The organism is Brevundimonas sp., assembly GCF_032107865.1.
GTDB lineage: Bacteria > Pseudomonadota > Alphaproteobacteria > Caulobacterales > Caulobacteraceae > Brevundimonas.
On record NZ_DAMCNG010000014.1, the window covers coordinates 12449 to 28878 of the forward strand.

Below are 16430 nucleotides of genomic sequence, written 5' to 3' on the forward strand. Positions count from 1 at the left end.
GTGCGGTATAGAAACTATACGCACGACGTATTGGATTAATGTTGGAGCCACTGCGATAGTTGATGTGAGTATCGACGTGATAAATTGAACGTAGTGTGCCTGGCCCTCTAACTAAGTAATGGAGACTCACCATGAAGTTTGAAAAGTCGCAGGCAGCAATCGAACGCCTGACCCCGGAACAACGCCGGATCACCCAGCAGGACGGCACCGAGAGACCCTTTACCGGCGAGTATAACGACAACAAGGAGGCGGGCATCTACGTTGACGTCGTATCCGGCGAGCCGTTGTTCGCGTCGACGGACAAGTTCGAGTCCGGCACTGGCTGGCCGAGCTTTACCAAGCCGATCGTCGCGGCTCACGTGAACGAAGTGCGAGACAGCTCGCATGGCATGGTCCGGACAGAGGTTCGCTCGGTGCACGGCGACAGCCATCTTGGCCACGTGTTTCCGGACGGGCCGTCCGACCGCGGCGGCCTGCGCTACTGCATCAACTCGGCATCGCTTCGATTCATCCCGCGCGATGAGATGGAAGCCGCGGGCTATGGCGAGTATCTCGACCAAGTAGAGGAGGCTTAACATGCATCAGCGCGCTGTTCTCGCTGGCGGATGCTTTTGGGGAATGCAGGATCTGATCCGCAAGCAGCCCGGCATCGTTTCGACCCGCGTCGGCTACACCGGCGGCGACGTGCCGAACGCCACCTATCGCAACCATGGCACTCATGCGGAGGGGATCGAGATCACCTTCGACCCGACAGTGACGAGCTACCGTAATATCCTGGAATACTTCTTCCAGATCCATGATCCGACGACAAAGAACCGCCAGGGCAACGACCGCGGCCTCTCCTATCGATCTGGCATCTATTACGTCGACGAGGAGCAGAAGCGCATCGCCGAAGATACGATAGCCGACGTCGACGCGTCCGGACTGTGGGACGGCAAGGTCGTCACCGAAGTCGAGCCCGTGGGTGACTTCTGGGAAGCAGAGCCGGAGCACCAGGATTATCTGGAGAAGAGGCCGGGCGGATATACCTGCCATTTCCCGCGCGCTAACTGGGTGCTCCCGAAGCGTAAAGACGCTGGCGACACCCAGGCTGAGGCCGGCGCGGCAGCGGAATAGCTGCAGCCACATTTGCGGCTGAGCCCCTGGGTCGCACCATCGGACCCGCATCCACTGATGGTGCGGGCCCGAAACCCAGCTAATCAAGCGGTCATACCGCTCCTCAGCCATCGAGTTGTTAGGATCGCCACATCATGCCAGACCTTTCGTCGTTTCCGATCGCACAACGCTGGCCGGCATCCAACCCTGATCTCCTGCAGCTCTACGCCGCGCCCACGCCCAACGGCGTCAAGGTCTCGATCATGCTCGAGGAGATCGGCCTGCCGTACGAGCCGCACTTTATCGACATCTCTAAGAACGAAAGCAAAGATCCGGCCTTCGTTTCGCTAAACCCGAATGGCCGCATACCTGCGATCATCGACCCAATGGGCCCGGACGGTAAGCCGCTCGGCGTTTGGGAATCCGGCGCGATCCTCGTTTATTTGGCGGAGAAGGCCGACCAGCTCATCCCGAGAGCATCAGCCAAGCGCTACGAGGCGCTAAGCTGGGTATTCTTCCAGATGTCGGCGATTGGCCCGATGTTCGGTCAACTCGGCTTTTTCCTGCGCGGGGGCGGCAAGGACTATGAGGATAAGCGTCCTCAGAAGCGTTTCGCTGATGAATCCAAACGCCTCCTGGGAGTCTTAGACCGCCAACTGGACGGGCGCGACTGGATCGTCGATGACTATTCTATCGCCGACATTGCGACCCTCGGCTGGGTCAACGCCTTGGTTGGCGCCTACGACGCCGGCGACCTACTGCGGCTTAGCAATCATTCGAATGTCCAAGCGTGGCTGGATCGCGGCCTCACGCGCCCAGCAGTCCAACGTGGGCTGCTCATTCCGGCGAGGTCAGCATGAGTGTCATCGCTGCATATTACTACAACGAGGGTCGGCGTATCCGGGAAGTAGCTATCGACGAGCGCGTCGAACTCGACAAGAACCGTTCGGGCTTTTGCTGGATTGGGCTCAGCGAGCCCTCCGTCAACGAACTGAGGGCGCTTCAGGCGACCTACAATCTGCATCCTTTAGCGATCGACAATGCGATGCACCCGATATGCCCGCCCAAGCTCGAAGTTTATAACGGCGAGCTTTACGTCGTCGCCCAGACGGCTGAGCTGGTCGGGGACCGCATACGTTACGGCAAGACGGCGATCTTTACTGGCCATAACCATCTTATCACCGTTCGCCACGGCAACGCTGGTGCATTGGGCAACCTTCGAGAGCAACTCGAGCGTTCGCCCGCCCAGTTCGGAAAAGGCGTCGATTACGTCCTCCACGCGATCCTTCACCGGATCGTGGATCAGTATCTGCCCATCTTCGAAATGATCGAGGATGACGTACTTGCGATGGAAAGGCGATCGCTCGACGACTTCCTTGGGCGAGAGGACGTTGCTCGCATCTTCGGCCTGAGATGCGAGCTGACGCGGTTTCAGCGCACCCTTGGCGCTATGGCCGAGCTAGTGCGCAAGCTCGTGCGCGGACACTTTCCCTGCATCAGCGCTGAGGTGCGGCCCTACTTCAACGACGTTGCCGACCATGTTGATCGTGTCCAGTCCATGGTCGATGGCCTCCTGCAGGTGCTATCCACTGTATTCGAGTTCAGCAGCCTTCTCGAAGCGCAAAGAATCGGGGTCGTCACCCGCCAACTTGCGGCGTGGGCCGCGATCCTCGCAGTGCCGACAGCGATTGCAGGCATATACGGCATGAACTTCAAGAACATGCCGGAACTGGACACGCCTTACGGCTACTTCGTCGTGCTTGGTGTCATGCTGATGTTCTGCCTCTTCCTGTTCGTGCGGTTCAAGAAGGCCAAGTGGCTGTGATCGCTACGCGCGAGCCGCGACTAGACCCAGCAGGCTGCCGCGCGCCGGCCACGGCCGCTCTTCCGTCCCAACGTGAACTCGAGGTGCATCAATGACAGCCCAAGTGACCGACGTTTTAGAAGCAGTGCAGTCCTTCGTCGCGAAGGGCTATGACCGCGAGTACCGCGTCAAGGACGGCAACCTGGTCGATCTCGAACTGGGATCGATGCTCGATCCATGCTCCATTCGCGTCGACGCAGCGCTGCGTCTCGAAAGCGGGGACGGTGCCGAAGATGCTTCGAACATCTACGCGATCACCGATCCCGCGACCGAGCGAAAAGGTTTGCTGATTGATGCCTTCGACGTGTTCGACGAGATCTGCCACCGTGATCTTTCCGAGCGCCTCCTGGAACATCGTGAAACAGCGCCCGCGGGCGACGAAGACGTTCCGAGCAAGCATGGGCTGCGGAAGGTCTACAAGGCCGAATTCGATCGCGAACCCGAGCGTTACGTTCTTCGAGAAGGCTTCCCCGACTTTCCGGCATGCCCGTTCGGCGGCGCATTCAGCATTCTCGGCTTCGATACCGCAGAACAGACGTATGTCTGGCTCGTGACCAGCATCATTCGGGATCCTCGGCTGATCAGGATCCCCTACCAGGGCGAAGACGTCATCATCGACGAATGACGGCGCCGGCTGCGGAACGCGGCCTTTCAACGGCTTGCTCCGATAGATCGGCTTATCATTTCAAATTGCAATGCGACGAGGTGCAGATGGATTGGAATAAGGACCACATCCGGGAAACGATGCTGTCGTTGGAGACCGCTGCTCTGCAGAGCGCTCGCGACAAGTATCTCGATTATGTTTCCACCGCTCGCTTGGATCGGAGCGAGCCGATCGAGAACGACGAACAGGCACAAGCCGAGATCGCGAGCGACTTCGCCGAGGCGCTCGACGATACGCTGGACGATTACGCCGACAAGCTCGACAAGCTGAGAACAATCGACTTCGGACCGAAGACGGCGGTTACAGAAGGGGCGGTCATCAAGTTGTCGGGTCGCTACTTCGTCGTCGCGGTGTCAACGGACAAGTTCGTCTGCCATGGGCGCGAGCTTATGGGCATATCGACGATGGCGCCGATCTTCGAGGTAATCGACGGGGCTCAGGCCGGCGAGACCGTTCAATTCAACGGCCGAGAGCTGAAGGTCGAAGCTGTCTCATAGCAAACGGTCGCCAGGGCCGCAGCGCTAGTTCCGAACGCTCTGCGGCTCGTCCTGGGTTCGTATCATCGCATCGAGAGAGGCGGTGATCATCGGCGTACTCGGACAACGTGTCGCCTTTACCTCGATTGCGGAGCGAGAGCGACCGCGTAGGCCCGCTAACACCGCTAGCATGGTCAGCAGGACAGCAGCATAGACGAACAGCCCACCGGGCCCGACACGATCCATCACCACTCCCCCGACAAGTGGTCCGGCCGCCGTTCCGATCCCGTTGAGCAGCAGAAGCCCTCGCGCGGTGCCGAGCAGCCGCCCTGGAGGAAGGTCGTCGTTCGCGGCGGCGAGACACAGCGAGTAGATCGGGATGCCAAAACCGCCGAAGAGCGCTCCCGCCGCAAGAAGGACGGGCAAAGGGGCGTCTGCCGCCACCGACACGCCGATGGCTGCCACGGCGGATGCCAGCGCCGCTCCTGCGATGACCAGGTTCCTGGACACCCGGTCGGAGAGCCAACCGAGCGGCCATTGCAACAAAAGCGTTCCTCCGAGAACTGCGGCCATGAAGGCGGAGATGCCGGCGACGTCGAGACCGATCCTTTGCGCAAAATTGGGCCCCATGCCCCAGAAGCCGCCTATGGCCAGCCCGGCCAAGAAGACGCCGATCGACGCCAAGGGCGAAACAGAAAAGAGATCCCTGAATGCAACCGACTCGTGCCGCACGTCGGCCGGCGAATGACTGGGAAGTAGAGTGATCGGAACCACTGCGGCAGATATCAGCAGCGAGACGATGAGGAAAAGTGTAACATCGGCGGGTGGAGCGATGTTGAGGAGCGCCTGTCCGGTCGCCCAAGAACCCATGGAGACAACGCCGAAAATCGACAAAAGCTGACCGCGTGTGGATTGAACCGCGTGGGCATTGAGCCAGCTTTCCGTTGCGAGGATCATACCCGCATATGCCAAGCCGGTCACGAGCCGAAGCGGCATCCAAGCTACCGGATCTACGAACGCTACATGGAGAAGGGCGGTCATCGATGCGATCGCCCCAAAGCCGGCGAAGGTCCGTACGTGCCCCACCGACACAATGATGCGAGGCAAAACCAGCGCGCCAATCGTGAAGCCTGCGAAGTAGAACGACATCATCGCGCTGATCGCGGCGGCCGAGAAGCCCTCCTGACCAGCTCTGACGATCAAAAGCGTGCCCAGCAGCCCGTTGCCGAGCAGCAAGATGGCGACGCTCAACAGCAAGGCGGCTACTGGCGCGAGGACGAGACCACGCGTGCAAGCAGCCTTCACATTGTCCATTACCTGGCTCATTTCAGAGCCTGATGTGGAACACGATACTCTGCAGCGCTGATGAATTGATCAAAAGCCTCGCACCAGATGACAACTGCACTGTAATCGTCAACATCGACGCCTCTGGGCACCTGCAATATAAACCCATTGAAGGTCTTCACATCGCCCAGCCTAACCGAAGAGCTTTTGATCTCGAGGAAGGCCGCCTTGGTCTCGACGAACCGGGGCGCGAGGTAGAGCTTGTAATCCGGACCAGGCGAAAGACGCCCTAGGTGCGCGATCCGATCGGGCGCAATCCGAACTTCTCCAGTGCCCCAATGGAGGAGATCACTGCCTTCCAGATCGCGCGCAAATCGACCAAAATAGACCGCTTCAGAAGCAGAGTTTTGAAGCGCAACTTCAGTGGGCGAAGGCGGCGCTGTCAGGATAGGCAGCAGGTAGATCCCGCCGGCGAAGCCTACGGACAAGACGAGGATGTGAGTGGCGGTTAGGATCAGCCAACGCGGCATAGATCACGCCCGCTCGAATTCTGCCACAAGACGATCCGCATCGAGATGAAAGTCAGAAAAGACAATGTGACCATCGGCATCGATCACCACGAACCACGGCGTTCCCCGGGTGTGGTAATCCCCCATAAACGTTGGGAACGGCGCGCCTGGCGGTGGCTCGTCGTGACCGAAGGCGACAGGTAAGCCGTACTGAAGCTGATTGACGCGCAACTTTTCGAACGTATTCTCTTGGGCGCCTTCGAAGACGGTTTGGATGACGGCAAACCCGACGCCCCTGGATTCCAACGCCCCATGCAACCTTTGAAGCGTGGGAAAGCCATGCAGATGGCAGCCACGGCACCAGTGCTGGAATGCGAACAGAATCTTCGGCCCGGGACCGATGTCTGAAAGCTTGATGGACGCATCGAGGCGGTGTCCATCCTCGCCGATCCAATGCTGCACACGAAGCTCGGGCGCTTGCGGTCCGGTCTCTCTCACCGATTTCTCCAACCTCAATGCAGCAGGCCGATGTCTGGCCGGTCATGGCGGCGACAGACGAACTGCTGCACGTATCTGCGCTCTTCGTCTTGAGGTCTCTTGATCGATAAGATCGGGATTTCTTTCGAACTATGCCTCAGAAAGACAGGATTTCGGCAGCCACGACTATGAATTGTTATGATAGACAATTCCAATAGCTGCTCAGCATAGTTTCTATACCCTTGGCCGACGCTGGCCGCCTCTCGCCTCAGCGCTCCCTCGACTATTCCATGAAGCTATCGAAACTATAGCGGACAGGCATTGGTCAAACTTGGCGATATGCCTCTATAGTATCTAGGCAATCGTCGTAACTCATAGTGGGCGCAATCATCTTAATACTGCAACGAACACCGGTGATCTAATATCCGACCTATCGGAAAGCATGACCTTTGCTTACGCTACGTTCTTGCTCCTAATAGTCTGTGATGAACCCGGTTTCGGTCTGTCGTGACAAGCAAGGGGGTTCGACATGGTCACCAGAGGTTTTACCGGCCGCGGTTCAGGCGGCGACCACTCGAACCGAGTCCCGCCTGGTCAGCACCTCGTTGAAAATTTTCCCGTTCTGACAGCGGGACCGACGCCGCGCATTGAGACATCCGACTGGAAGTTCACGGTCAAGATCGGCCCGAGACCCATTAAGGTCTGGAATTGGGGCGAGTTCAACGCGCTGCCCAAGACGAAGGTGACCAAAGACATTCACTGTGTGACGTCCTGGTCCAAGCTCGATACTGCATGGGAGGGCGTGCTCATCGAGGACATCCTTGCGGCAGCAGGGATTGAGCGGCCAACCGACTTCGTCTTGGCGCATTGCTACGACGGGTATTCGACGAATGTTCCCTTGGCCGACATGTTGTCGGGGAAGGCGATGATCGCTCTGAACTACGAGGGCCAGCCACTTCCACGCGATCATGGAGGACCGGCGCGCCTACTCGTTCCCCACCTATACTTCTGGAAGTCCGCAAAATGGGTGAACGCGCTGCAATTCACAACGCGTGATGAAGCCGGCTTCTGGGAGCTGCGTGGATACCACATCTACGGCGATCCTTGGCGCGAGCAGAGATACACCCATGACTGAGATCGGCGCGCAACCCGCGTTTTGGCAGTCCTGCTTCATCGACGAAATCGTCCAACAGACTCCGAGTATCAAGAGCTTCTTCCTGCGGTTGGGGAACCCGTTCGCTCATGTCGCGGGCCAGCACGTCGATGTCCGTCTGACCGCGCCCGACGGCTACACCGCGATGCGAAGCTATTCGATCGCCTCGTCGCCCGCTTCATCTCCGATCCTCGAACTCGCCATCGAGCGCCTTCACGATGGCGAGGTCTCACCGTTCTTCCATGATATCGCAGCAACCGGCGACGAGATCGAACTCCGTGGGCCGCTCGGTGGCCATTTCCTATGGCCGGAGCCTGCCGACGAGCCAGTCCTACTGATTGGGGCGGGCTCCGGCGTGGTGCCGCTAATGGCGATGATCCGCCAGCGCCGATCCCTAGCGCAGACGGTCCCAGTTGCATTGCTCCTGTCCGCGCGGACCGCCCAAGACGTGCTGTTCTCCAGGGAACTGCACTCAATTGAAACGGACGATCCAGCATTCAGCTTGGCGCTGGCGATCACCCGCGAGGCGCCCTTGCGCGCGTCGGACTTTGATCGGCGCATCGACGGCTTGATGGTCAAGGAGACAATCTCCCGTCTCGGCCGAAACCCTTCGCAGGTGTTCGTCTGCGGCTCCAACGGCTTCGTCAACATCGCAACGGACGGTGCGCTCTCGGCAGGCCTCGACCCCTCAATCATCAAGACTGAGCGCTATGGTGGTTAAACGCAGCGAACCGCCCACGCTCATCCTTCTTCAACTTCCGATTCCCAGGAGATCAGTATGAGTCGCTTTGCTGAACCTGTTTTCGTAGCGGCTGGGCTGCGGACACCCTTCGGCCGAGGTAGCGGGGCGTTGGCCAACTACGACGCGGTCTCGTTATCCGTGCCCGTGGTCCAGGCGATGGCGAATTTAGCCGAGCCCGATCTGGCTGTTTGGGGAACCGTCATACCCAACCTGGGATGGAGCAACATCGCTCGGGAAGTTTGGCTGGACGCCAAGCTCAACCCCAGCATCCCCGCGTTCTCCGTTGTCCTAGCGTGCTCGACCAGCATGACTGCAACCTTCGCTGCGGCAGGACTGCTTGGCGGCGGGACGGACCTGACAATGGTCGGCGGCGCAGAGGTCATGAGCAGGCCGTCGCTTGCCTTAACCGCTGAAGCATCCAAGCGACTGACCGATCTGTTCGGGCAGGATCCGGCCGCGGCACTTTCGGCGCTGCAATCGCTGACGCCGCGCGACTTCGTGCTCCCAACCAAGGGGTGGGCCAACCGTATCACCGGCCGGACGATGGGCGATCACATGGAAGAGACCGCCAAAGCTTGGCGGGTCTCGCGCGAAGCACAGGACGACTGGGCTCTGAAGAGCCACCAGCGAGCCGTCGCCGGCTGGGACAACGGCTTCTTCGACGACCTTGTCATCTCTCTGCCGGAGCTGGCGCGCGACGCGAACCCGCGAGCAGATACGTCTGCGGAGCGCCTCGCCGCCCTAAAGCCAGCCTTCGATCGGGAGAGCGGACAGGGCAGCCTGACGGCCGGCAACAGTTCCCCCATCACCGATGGAGCGGCCGGCTGCTGGGTTGCCAACGACGCGGGTCTGAGGAGACTCCCCGCCGGTACGCCTTTCGCGCGGCTCGTCGACTACGAAGTGTCGGCAGTCGACCTCCATACGGAAGGGCTCCTGATGGCGCCTTCCTACGGGATACCGCGCTTGCTCGCGCGGCATCGCCTCGGCTTCTCCGACATCGCTCTGTGGGAGATCCACGAAGCGTTCGCCGCCCAGGTGTTGGCCAATGTCGCGGCCATCGCCGATCCGGATTGGGTACGCGAAAAGGCCGGCGTCGAGGCCGCCATGGGCGAGTTCGATTGGAATCGAGTCAACCCCAATGGCGGTTCGGTAGCCATCGGACATCCCTTCGGGGCGACCGGCGCGCGCGATCTTAGCCAAGCGGTGAAGGAACTGTGGGCCCTGCCGGTGGGGTCGCGCGGGATCGTCAGCATCTGCGCTGACGGCGGCCAGGGCACCGTTGCTCTTCTTGAACGCGTTTGACCGGAGGATATTGATGAAGGCAATCCGCTTCCACGAATTCGGTGCTCCCGGCGTACTCCGCTACGAGGATGCTCCAAAGCCCGCCGTCAGGCCAGGCGAGGTTCTCGTCCGAGTGCATGCGGCTGGCCTCAATCCTCCAGATTGGTATCTCAGAGAAGGGTACAAGGCGCTGCCCCCCGAGTGGAGACCGCCGATCGAGTTGCCGGCCATACCCGGCTCGGATGTGTCCGGGATCGTTGAGGCTGTCGCCCCGGATGTCACAGCGTTTTCGCCGGGTGACGAAGTTTTTGGAATGATCCGATTCCCAAGTTTTGGCGAAAGCCTGGGATATGCAGAGTACGTTTCGGCACCGGCATCAGATCTGGCGCTAAAACCTCGCGGCCTCGACCATGTTCATGCCGCTGCAGCGCCGATGTCGGGACTGACCGCGTGGCAGTACCTGATAGAGCTGGGTCATAGCGAACCCAATCCCCTGCAGCCCGGGAGGCACGACCCGGTCCCGTTGGAAGGCAAAAGCGTCATGATCAATGGCGCCGGCGGCGGTGTCGGTCACCTCGCACTGCAGTTAGCAAAACACAAGGGCGCGCGCGTGATAGCTGTCGCGTCAGGCCGACACGAGACATTTCTGCGCGATCTCGGCGCAGACGAATTCATCGATTACACGAAAATCAAGGCGGAAGACTCCGTGCGCGAGGTCGACCTCGTCGTCGATGCGGTAGGTGGCCCGACAGCCAGTCGTTTCCTGCGCTCGATACGTCGTGGCGGCGCGCTTTTTCCAATCTTTCCGCTTGGCTTCGCGGGACACGATGAAGCCGCTAACCTCGGCGTGACGGTCTCTGCGACACAGGTACGGTCCAACGGAGCCCAACTCGCCGAGCTAGGTCGATTGCTGGACAGCGGGACTGTTCGCGTCGCGGTCGATAGCACATACCCCCTCTCGGAAGCGGCCGCCGCTCACGAGCGAGCTGAGGCGGGCCACATTCAAGGCAAGATTGTCCTCACCGTCGACGGTGGCGATGCTGCAGTGACGCGTGAGGCCGAGACATCGGCGCCGCAGTGGCCGCCTCGCGTGCAGGGACATTAAGGTGCCGAACCTAAGCGCCAGTGCGACAGACGCGGGGGCTGTTCAGCGAGTGAAGGCCCTTGCTGAACTCATGGTTCTCGACACACCGGACGAGCAATCCTTCGACGATCTCGTTTTCGTTGCGCCTAAGGCCTGTGGCGCTCCCATCGCTCTGATCACACTCCTTGACACCGACCGACAGTGGTTCAAGGCCAAGTACGGGCTCGACGTATGTGAGACGGATATCGAACATTCGGTCTGTCGGATCGAGATCGATCAAGGCGAGCTTCTAGAGATCGTCGATCTGACGGCCGATGCGCGAACGAAGCGCAATCCGCTTGTCACGGGCGAAAGGCACTTCCGGGCATACGCTGGCGCGCCGCTTGTTCTTCGATCCTGGGCGGTAGTCGGTCGGCTGTGTGTCATCGATACCGCTCCGCGGCCGGCAGGACTGAGCGAGATGGAAAGGGCGATGCTCCAGGCACTTGCCCGTCTCGCCAGCGAGAACCTTGAACTGCGGCGGATCGCCAAGACTAGCGAGCGCGTAACTCAACTGCAGACTGCACTTGTTGAGATTGGTGAAGTTATCCGCAACAGTAGCGACACAGAGGAGATGGCTTCTGGCACCTCGGCCATCGTCGGTCGAACACTCGCCACGGACCGAGCCGGGTTTGGAACCGTCGACCATGACGTCGAGACGATCGACGTTGAAACACACTGGACTGCACCGGGGGTGATGAGCATCGCCGGTCGACACCGGCTTGACGAATTTGGGAGCTTGCACAAGCCACTCGTCGACGGCGACCCTCTAGTAGTAAGAGACGCCCTGTCTGACGAACGCGCGCTGCACAATCTCGATGGCGCGTTGCGTATCGGTATTCGCGCAGTGATCGACATGCCTGTGCGCGATCATGGCAAGACAATTGCCGTTTTCTTTGTGCATTGCAGTATCCCCCGGCTGTGGCCCGACGAAGAGATTGCATTCCTGCGGAGCGCTGCAGACCGACTTGAAGCAGGGGTTGCGCGGCATCGTGCCGAGCAGCGCCAGCACATCGTAAATGGTGAAATAGCGCATCGCCTGAAGAATACGCTCGCCATGGTTCAAGCTATAGCGAGCCAAACTCTGCGAACCGTGACCGACCGCGACGCCGTCTACGCCTTCGAACGCCGGCTGATGGCCCTGAGTGCAGCGCACGACACCCTGCTCCAGACGAGTTGGACAAAGGCTGATCTCCAAGTGGTTGCGGCGACCGTCATAGAAGCGATTGGATTCTCTGATCGGGTTAAATTGGCTGGACCGCCAGTGGCGCTAGGCCCAAGAGCGGCGCTGTCCTTTTCGCTCATCGTGCACGAACTGCTGACCAACGCCTGCAAGTACGGCGCTCTGACGAACGACTATGGGAGAGTGTCGCTGTCTTGGGGCGTCGAAGACAGCCAGGACGGCGGCATGCTGAAGATCCAGTGGCGAGAGCAGGGCGGGCCTCCCGTTATGCCGCCGTCGCGTAAAGGCTTCGGCTCAAAGCTAATCAGCATCGGTTTGGTCGGTGCTGGTGGCGTCGATCTCCGCTTCGATCCAGCGGGTCTCGCGGCGGACCTGCATGCCTCTGTGCACCAACTGGTCCACGCTTGATGGAGTACATGCGTGGAACGAACACTCCTGTGGTGCTTGTCGTGGAAGATGAGCCACTTCTCCGTCTCTTTGCATCGGACATGATTGAAGAAGCCGGCTTCGAAGTGCTGGAAGCATCAGATGCCTCTGCTGCGCTCGTGGCTTTGGAAGAACGGCGCGACATCCGGGTCGTCTTCACCGACGTGGACATGCCAGGTGGCATCGACGGCATCATGCTGGCCATGCGTATTCGAAACAAATGGCCGACCATTCAGATCATAATCACGTCCGGAAGGCCGTGGCCGGAAGAGGCTGTTGTCCCACCCGATATTCCATTCTTTTCCAAGCCATACCGGCAAGACCGGGTACTGGATGCGGTCAGGAAAATGGCTGCGTGATGACCTGGATCTTGCGGCGGCCTCCTCAAATCAGGCGTCACGTAGGTTTGCGCCGGCGCGCACAGGCGTTCGAGAACCGCGGTGATACTTAGGTTCTGCCCTGAAGGAACACGTCACGCGGCAACGATTGGAGATGCAAAATGAAGCCAGAGGTCCTCCTCTATGTCACGAGTTGGTGCCCCTACTGCCGCCGAGCGAAAGCGCTGCTTACAAAGAAGGGGGTGCCGTTCAAGGAGGTCGACATCGAGGCTAGTGCGGAAAACCGAAAAGCGATGATCGACGTCTCAGGTCGTAGCACCGTACCGCAGATATTCATCAACGGGACGCATGTTGGCGGCTCTGACGAACTCCATGCACTCGATGCCAGGGGCGGGCTCGACAAGCTCCTCGCCGTCGAACGGCCACCAGTGATGTGAAATGGAGGAGAAAGAATTCGATACCGCTTTCGCTAGGCTACCGGACGGATATAGCGAGGGCACTTACAAAGCCCGGCGCTTCGGCGTTACAGTCCGCCGCTCCAAAGATGGCCGACGTAACAGCCTTTTTGCCCGAGAGCTGGCTGGAACCGACATCGTCAGCTTCAACCTGTACCGCGTCTCAGCCGGCAAGGCTTCACTCAAGCCGTGTGAGATGTCTGCAGAAAAGGTCGTGGCGTTCGTGCTCCACTTTCGACCGGACGCATGAGCTTGGCTTCACAGCTAACGTCATGACCGTGATGGCCGCGAACGTGGGCATCTGTGCTCACGTTTCTCCGCAGACTAGGTCTGCAACGCGGATCATGGCGTCAAACCTCAGTGGTCCGAGTCAAAATGTACGCATGCGCGCAGGAGCTGAGAATGGCGAAAGTTGGTTTCGGAGGTGGTTGCCACTGGTGCACCGAAGGCGTGTTCCAAGCATTGCGCGGCGTTGGTCAGGTCGAGCAGGGCTTCCTCCAATCTGAGGCCCCAGCGGATGCTTGGGCCGAAGGGGTGATCGTCACCTTCGATCCTTCGGTCATTGGTCTGACGACGCTGTCCGAGGTCCATCTCAGGACGCACTCCGCCACGCGAGCCCGTTCGCCCCAAAGCAAATACCGTAGTGCGATTTACGTATTCGAAGAGAGCCAGCGACATGAAGCTGAGCAAGCGATTGCCCGGTTGGGCGAAGAGTCTAGCGAGACAGTGCATACCTTGGTGCTATCGTTTGCAGGCTTTAAGGCGTCGGATGCGCGCTACCAGAACTACTATCGAACCGATCCGAGCAGGCCTTTCTGTCAGCGCTACATTGATCCGAAGCTGGCATATATTCGACAGCACTATTCAACGTTTGCTCTGCCCAGATAGCCTGAAAAAGCGCAGAGGCATCCTTCCGCCGAGCCAGCCCCGTATGCCCGGTGAACGCGATGGCTAGTCCAACATAGATGGCTGCTCGCAGGACGGGGTAACGGCTGGGCCGAGCCTCATATTTGGACAAGGGTCGTGTCTTTCCTCGCCCGCACACCCACTACAAAGTCCCCACCGGAACTGCCCACAAATCCGTAGCGCAGCATCTGACCGGCGCCTGGCGCTACGGCCGAACCCGCCTATGTGCCCCCTATGCTATCCGTTTCTCCGACACCTGCCCGGAACACCTTCCACGGCTGTGAATGACGCAGCATGTATGTCCGTGCGGAAGCGTGAGGCACCGATTCCGGGCGCTCAAGTGCAAGCCCGAAAGCGGCCTCGAGAGACTACCGCTACGATCAACTCAAGACGCGGCGGGACGGCCTGGATCGTGCGGCCGAAGGAGGCGGTAGTGCCAGATAGCAAATTCCTTACCCCTGACGAGGTGGCTGAGCGCTACCGCGGCGGTATTTCAGTCGGGACCCTTCGAAATTGGCGCGCGATGCGCCTGGGGCCGTCCTACGTGAAAATTGGCAAAGCCGTGCTTTACCCCCTCGATGAGCTTGATGCGTGGGACGAAAAGAATAAGGTCCAGTGCCGTGCATCCAAGGGCCTCGGAGAGCGTACGTATGATCAGCCGTGATGATTACGCTCGGTCATCGCGAACCGCCCCCAATCCCCGGCCCCATTTTGCATCACATTTCGAATTAGATCATATAAATCCACACGTTACGAAGCCTGTTTGGATGGTTCACAACCACCCCTCGGGCGACCCGACCCCCAGCCGGGCCGACATCGACATGACCAGACAGGTGATCGAGGCGGCGCGCGCCCTGTCCGTCCAGGTTCACGACCACCTCATCGTCGGCCGCGAAGGCGTGGCCAGCTTCAAGCAACTGGGATTGATGTGACTGTTCTTTCGACCGCGCGCCTGACCCTGACGCCCGTCGCCGTCAGCGACCTGAACGACCTGATCGCCCTGTGGGCCGACGCCGAGTTCACCCGCCACATCATGGGGCGCGGCCTGTCGGAGGAGGAGGTCTGGTTCCGCCTGCTGCGCGACATCGGCCACTGGCAGGCCAAGGGCTACGGCAACTGGTCGATCCGTGAGACGACGACGGGCGCCTATGTCGGCAGCGTCGGGGTGCTGGACTACCGCCGCGAGATGGAGCCGCCCTTCGACGCGCCGGAACTGGGCTGGGGCGTGGCCCCTGCCTTCCAGGGCGCGGGCCTGGCGCGTGAGGCGCTGGAGGCGGCTCTGGCCTGGACGGACGCCTATCGGCTGGAGCCGCGCACCGTTTGCATGATCTCGCCCGAGAACGCGCCTTCGGTGCGGCTGGCCGAGCGGGTGGGCTATCGCCCCTACGCCCGCGCCGACTACAAGGGATCGAGCGTCGACCTGTATGAGCGTCCCCGCGTCGGATGACCGGCTGACAGAAGGGGCGCGGGGCGATAAGCTTTACAATTCAGGCCCTGAGACGGCCTTCTGCGTTCTAGGAGTTCTGTGATGCCCATGTCCGTCGACGACCTTCGCGCCCATCTGGTCGAGGCCTTCCCCGACGCGGACATCGCCATCGAGGATCTGGCGGGCGACGGCGACCATTATCGCGCCCGCATCGTGTCCGAGGTGTTTCGCGGGATGAACCGCGTGCGCCAGCACCAGACCGTCTACGCCGCGCTGAAGGGCAAGATGGGTGGCGAACTGCACGCCCTGGCGCTGGAGACCTCGGCGCCGGTCGAGGCCGGCTGACCCCGTGCGCTATCGCCCCTTCGGCGCTACGGGGGCCGCGGTCTCCAGCCTGACGCTCAGCCTGGGGGCTGAGGCGGCGGCGCGTGGGCCGAACCCTGTCCGCGACCTGGTGTTCGCGGGGCTGGAGGCGGGGGTGAACGCCTATCATCTGGAGCGGCTGGACCCGACGCTGCTGCAGGCCGTCGGCGAGGCCCTGGGCCATGTCGAACGGCGGCTGGTGTGGGTCAGCGCAAGCCTGGGGGCCGATCGGGATTTCTCGGCGGAGAGGCTGGGCCGCTCGATCGAGCAGGGACTGCACGTTTCGGGGCTGGGCTGGTTCGACATGGCGGTGCTGGATCGCCCGGCCGAGGATGAGCTGCCCCAGACCTCCCTGACCGCCCTGAAGGCGATGCGGAAGGCCGAGTATGTGCGGATGCTGGGCGTGTCGGGCGATGAACCGGTGACGGATCTCTATGTCTCGACCGGGGCGTTCGACGTCCTGTTCACCCCCTTTCACGCCAATGTGCCCTGGCAGGTGCGCTCGCGCATGAAGGCCGCGCGCGATCGGGAGATGAGCTTGTTCGCCTATGACTATTTTCCCGAAAGCCTGGCCACCGAGCGCCGCGCCGCCGATGCGGGCGGGGCGAAGAAGCGGGGCCTGTTCGGCGGCTGGGGCGCGGGGCGGGGCGAGGCCGATCTGGAGC

General features: G+C 60.7%; 22 protein-coding genes and 1 pseudogene. 20 read left to right on the plus strand and 3 right to left on the minus strand.

The genetic code is table 11. The annotated features are described in order from the left end of the window. Window positions 1-131 precede the first annotated feature (131 nt). The 6 genes from msrB to RT567_RS02725 all read left to right on the plus strand — a co-directional run bounded on the left by msrB (window position 132) and on the right by RT567_RS02725 (window position 4120). Entirely contained in the window at window positions 132-575 is a 444-nt protein-coding gene (gene msrB, locus RT567_RS02700) for a peptide-methionine (R)-S-oxide reductase MsrB (protein WP_037520575.1), read from the plus strand. Between the two features lies 1 nt (window position 576). Next, window positions 577-1116 carry a peptide-methionine (S)-S-oxide reductase MsrA gene (gene msrA, locus RT567_RS02705; protein WP_126000169.1) on the plus strand — a complete coding sequence of 180 codons (540 nt, stop codon included), beginning with the start codon at window positions 577-579 and terminating at the stop codon, window positions 1114-1116. A gap of 134 nt (window positions 1117-1250) precedes the next feature. Next, entirely contained in the window at window positions 1251-1955 is a 705-nt protein-coding gene (locus RT567_RS02710) for a glutathione S-transferase N-terminal domain-containing protein (protein WP_126000168.1), read from the plus strand. Then, window positions 1952-2920, plus strand: a complete 969-nt coding sequence (locus RT567_RS02715; RefSeq protein WP_037520579.1) for a magnesium and cobalt transport protein CorA — start codon at window positions 1952-1954, stop codon at window positions 2918-2920. Before RT567_RS02710 ends, RT567_RS02715 begins: the two co-directional genes overlap by 4 nt. Window positions 2921-3023: 103 nt before the next feature. Further along, entirely contained in the window at window positions 3024-3584 is a 561-nt protein-coding gene (locus RT567_RS02720) for a hypothetical protein (protein WP_313452589.1), read from the plus strand. After that, entirely contained in the window at window positions 3581-4120 is a 540-nt protein-coding gene (locus tag RT567_RS02725) for a hypothetical protein (RefSeq protein ID WP_234832083.1), read from the plus strand. Before RT567_RS02720 ends, RT567_RS02725 begins: the two co-directional genes overlap by 4 nt. Before the next feature lie 24 nt (window positions 4121-4144). Here RT567_RS02725 and RT567_RS02730 read toward each other — a convergent pair whose 3' ends face one another. Genes RT567_RS02730 through RT567_RS02740 form a run of 3 tightly spaced genes read right to left on the minus strand, consistent with a single transcriptional unit; the run spans window position 4145 to window position 6354 of the window. Next, window positions 4145-5413, minus strand: coding sequence for an MFS transporter (locus RT567_RS02730; RefSeq protein WP_126000166.1), 1269 nt, complete (start codon window positions 5411-5413; stop codon window positions 4145-4147). A gap of 8 nt (window positions 5414-5421) precedes the next feature. Continuing rightward, on the minus strand, window positions 5422-5913 hold the full coding sequence (locus RT567_RS02735; protein ID WP_037520587.1) for a DM13 domain-containing protein: 492 nt from the start codon (window positions 5911-5913) through the stop codon (window positions 5422-5424). A 3-nt stretch (window positions 5914-5916) separates the two neighbouring features. Beyond that, complete coding sequence (locus RT567_RS02740; RefSeq protein WP_313574116.1) at window positions 5917-6354, minus strand: TlpA family protein disulfide reductase; 438 nt, start codon at window positions 6352-6354, stop codon at window positions 5917-5919. A gap of 544 nt (window positions 6355-6898) precedes the next feature. Between RT567_RS02740 and RT567_RS02745 the strand changes: the two genes are divergently transcribed. The 14 genes and pseudogenes from RT567_RS02745 to RT567_RS02810 all read left to right on the plus strand — a co-directional run. Next, window positions 6899-7504, plus strand: coding sequence for a sulfite oxidase-like oxidoreductase (locus RT567_RS02745; protein ID WP_126000164.1), 606 nt, complete (start codon window positions 6899-6901; stop codon window positions 7502-7504). After that, window positions 7497-8243, plus strand: coding sequence for a ferredoxin reductase (locus RT567_RS02750; protein ID WP_126000163.1), 747 nt, complete (start codon window positions 7497-7499; stop codon window positions 8241-8243). Before RT567_RS02745 ends, RT567_RS02750 begins: the two co-directional genes overlap by 8 nt. A gap of 57 nt (window positions 8244-8300) precedes the next feature. After that, window positions 8301-9566 carry an acetyl-CoA C-acyltransferase gene (locus tag RT567_RS02755; RefSeq protein ID WP_126000162.1) on the plus strand — a complete coding sequence of 422 codons (1266 nt, stop codon included), beginning with the start codon at window positions 8301-8303 and terminating at the stop codon, window positions 9564-9566. Between the two features lie 13 nt (window positions 9567-9579). Further along, a complete protein-coding gene (locus tag RT567_RS02760; RefSeq protein WP_126000161.1) occupies window positions 9580-10650 on the plus strand; it encodes an NADP-dependent oxidoreductase in 1071 nt (356 codons plus the stop codon). 70 nt (window positions 10651-10720) lie between these two features. Further along, complete coding sequence (locus RT567_RS02765) at window positions 10721-12259, plus strand: GAF domain-containing protein (protein ID WP_313574120.1); 1539 nt, start codon at window positions 10721-10723, stop codon at window positions 12257-12259. 8 nt (window positions 12260-12267) lie between these two features. Beyond that, window positions 12268-12636 carry a response regulator gene (locus RT567_RS02770; protein WP_126000159.1) on the plus strand — a complete coding sequence of 123 codons (369 nt, stop codon included), beginning with the start codon at window positions 12268-12270 and terminating at the stop codon, window positions 12634-12636. A 140-nt stretch (window positions 12637-12776) separates the two neighbouring features. Next, window positions 12777-13052 carry a glutaredoxin 3 gene (grxC, locus tag RT567_RS02775; RefSeq protein WP_126000158.1) on the plus strand — a complete coding sequence of 92 codons (276 nt, stop codon included), beginning with the start codon at window positions 12777-12779 and terminating at the stop codon, window positions 13050-13052. A 1-nt stretch (window position 13053) separates the two neighbouring features. Further along, window positions 13054-13320: a hypothetical protein gene (locus RT567_RS02780; RefSeq protein WP_126000157.1), complete on the plus strand. Its 267-nt coding sequence runs from the start codon at window positions 13054-13056 to the stop codon at window positions 13318-13320. A gap of 152 nt (window positions 13321-13472) precedes the next feature. Continuing rightward, entirely contained in the window at window positions 13473-13958 is a 486-nt protein-coding gene (locus tag RT567_RS02785) for a peptide-methionine (S)-S-oxide reductase (protein WP_288077361.1), read from the plus strand. Between the two features lie 316 nt (window positions 13959-14274). Continuing rightward, window positions 14275-14640 (plus strand): helix-turn-helix transcriptional regulator, encoded by a 366-nt coding sequence (locus tag RT567_RS02790; protein WP_234832101.1) that lies wholly within the window; start codon window positions 14275-14277, stop codon window positions 14638-14640. A 103-nt stretch (window positions 14641-14743) separates the two neighbouring features. Beyond that, window positions 14744-14908: pseudogene (locus RT567_RS02795) on the plus strand (JAB domain-containing protein); the annotation flags it as partial. Beyond that, window positions 14905-15423 (plus strand): GNAT family N-acetyltransferase, encoded by a 519-nt coding sequence (locus RT567_RS02800; RefSeq protein WP_313574124.1) that lies wholly within the window; start codon window positions 14905-14907, stop codon window positions 15421-15423. The pseudogene RT567_RS02795 and the gene RT567_RS02800, both read left to right, overlap by 4 nt. An 81-nt stretch (window positions 15424-15504) precedes the next feature. Then, on the plus strand, window positions 15505-15747 hold the full coding sequence (locus tag RT567_RS02805) for a BolA/IbaG family iron-sulfur metabolism protein (RefSeq protein ID WP_003166683.1): 243 nt from the start codon (window positions 15505-15507) through the stop codon (window positions 15745-15747). 4 nt (window positions 15748-15751) lie between these two features. Then, window positions 15752-16430, plus strand: a 679-nt coding sequence (locus tag RT567_RS02810) for an oxidoreductase (RefSeq protein WP_313574126.1), incomplete at its 3' end; no start/stop codon positions are given.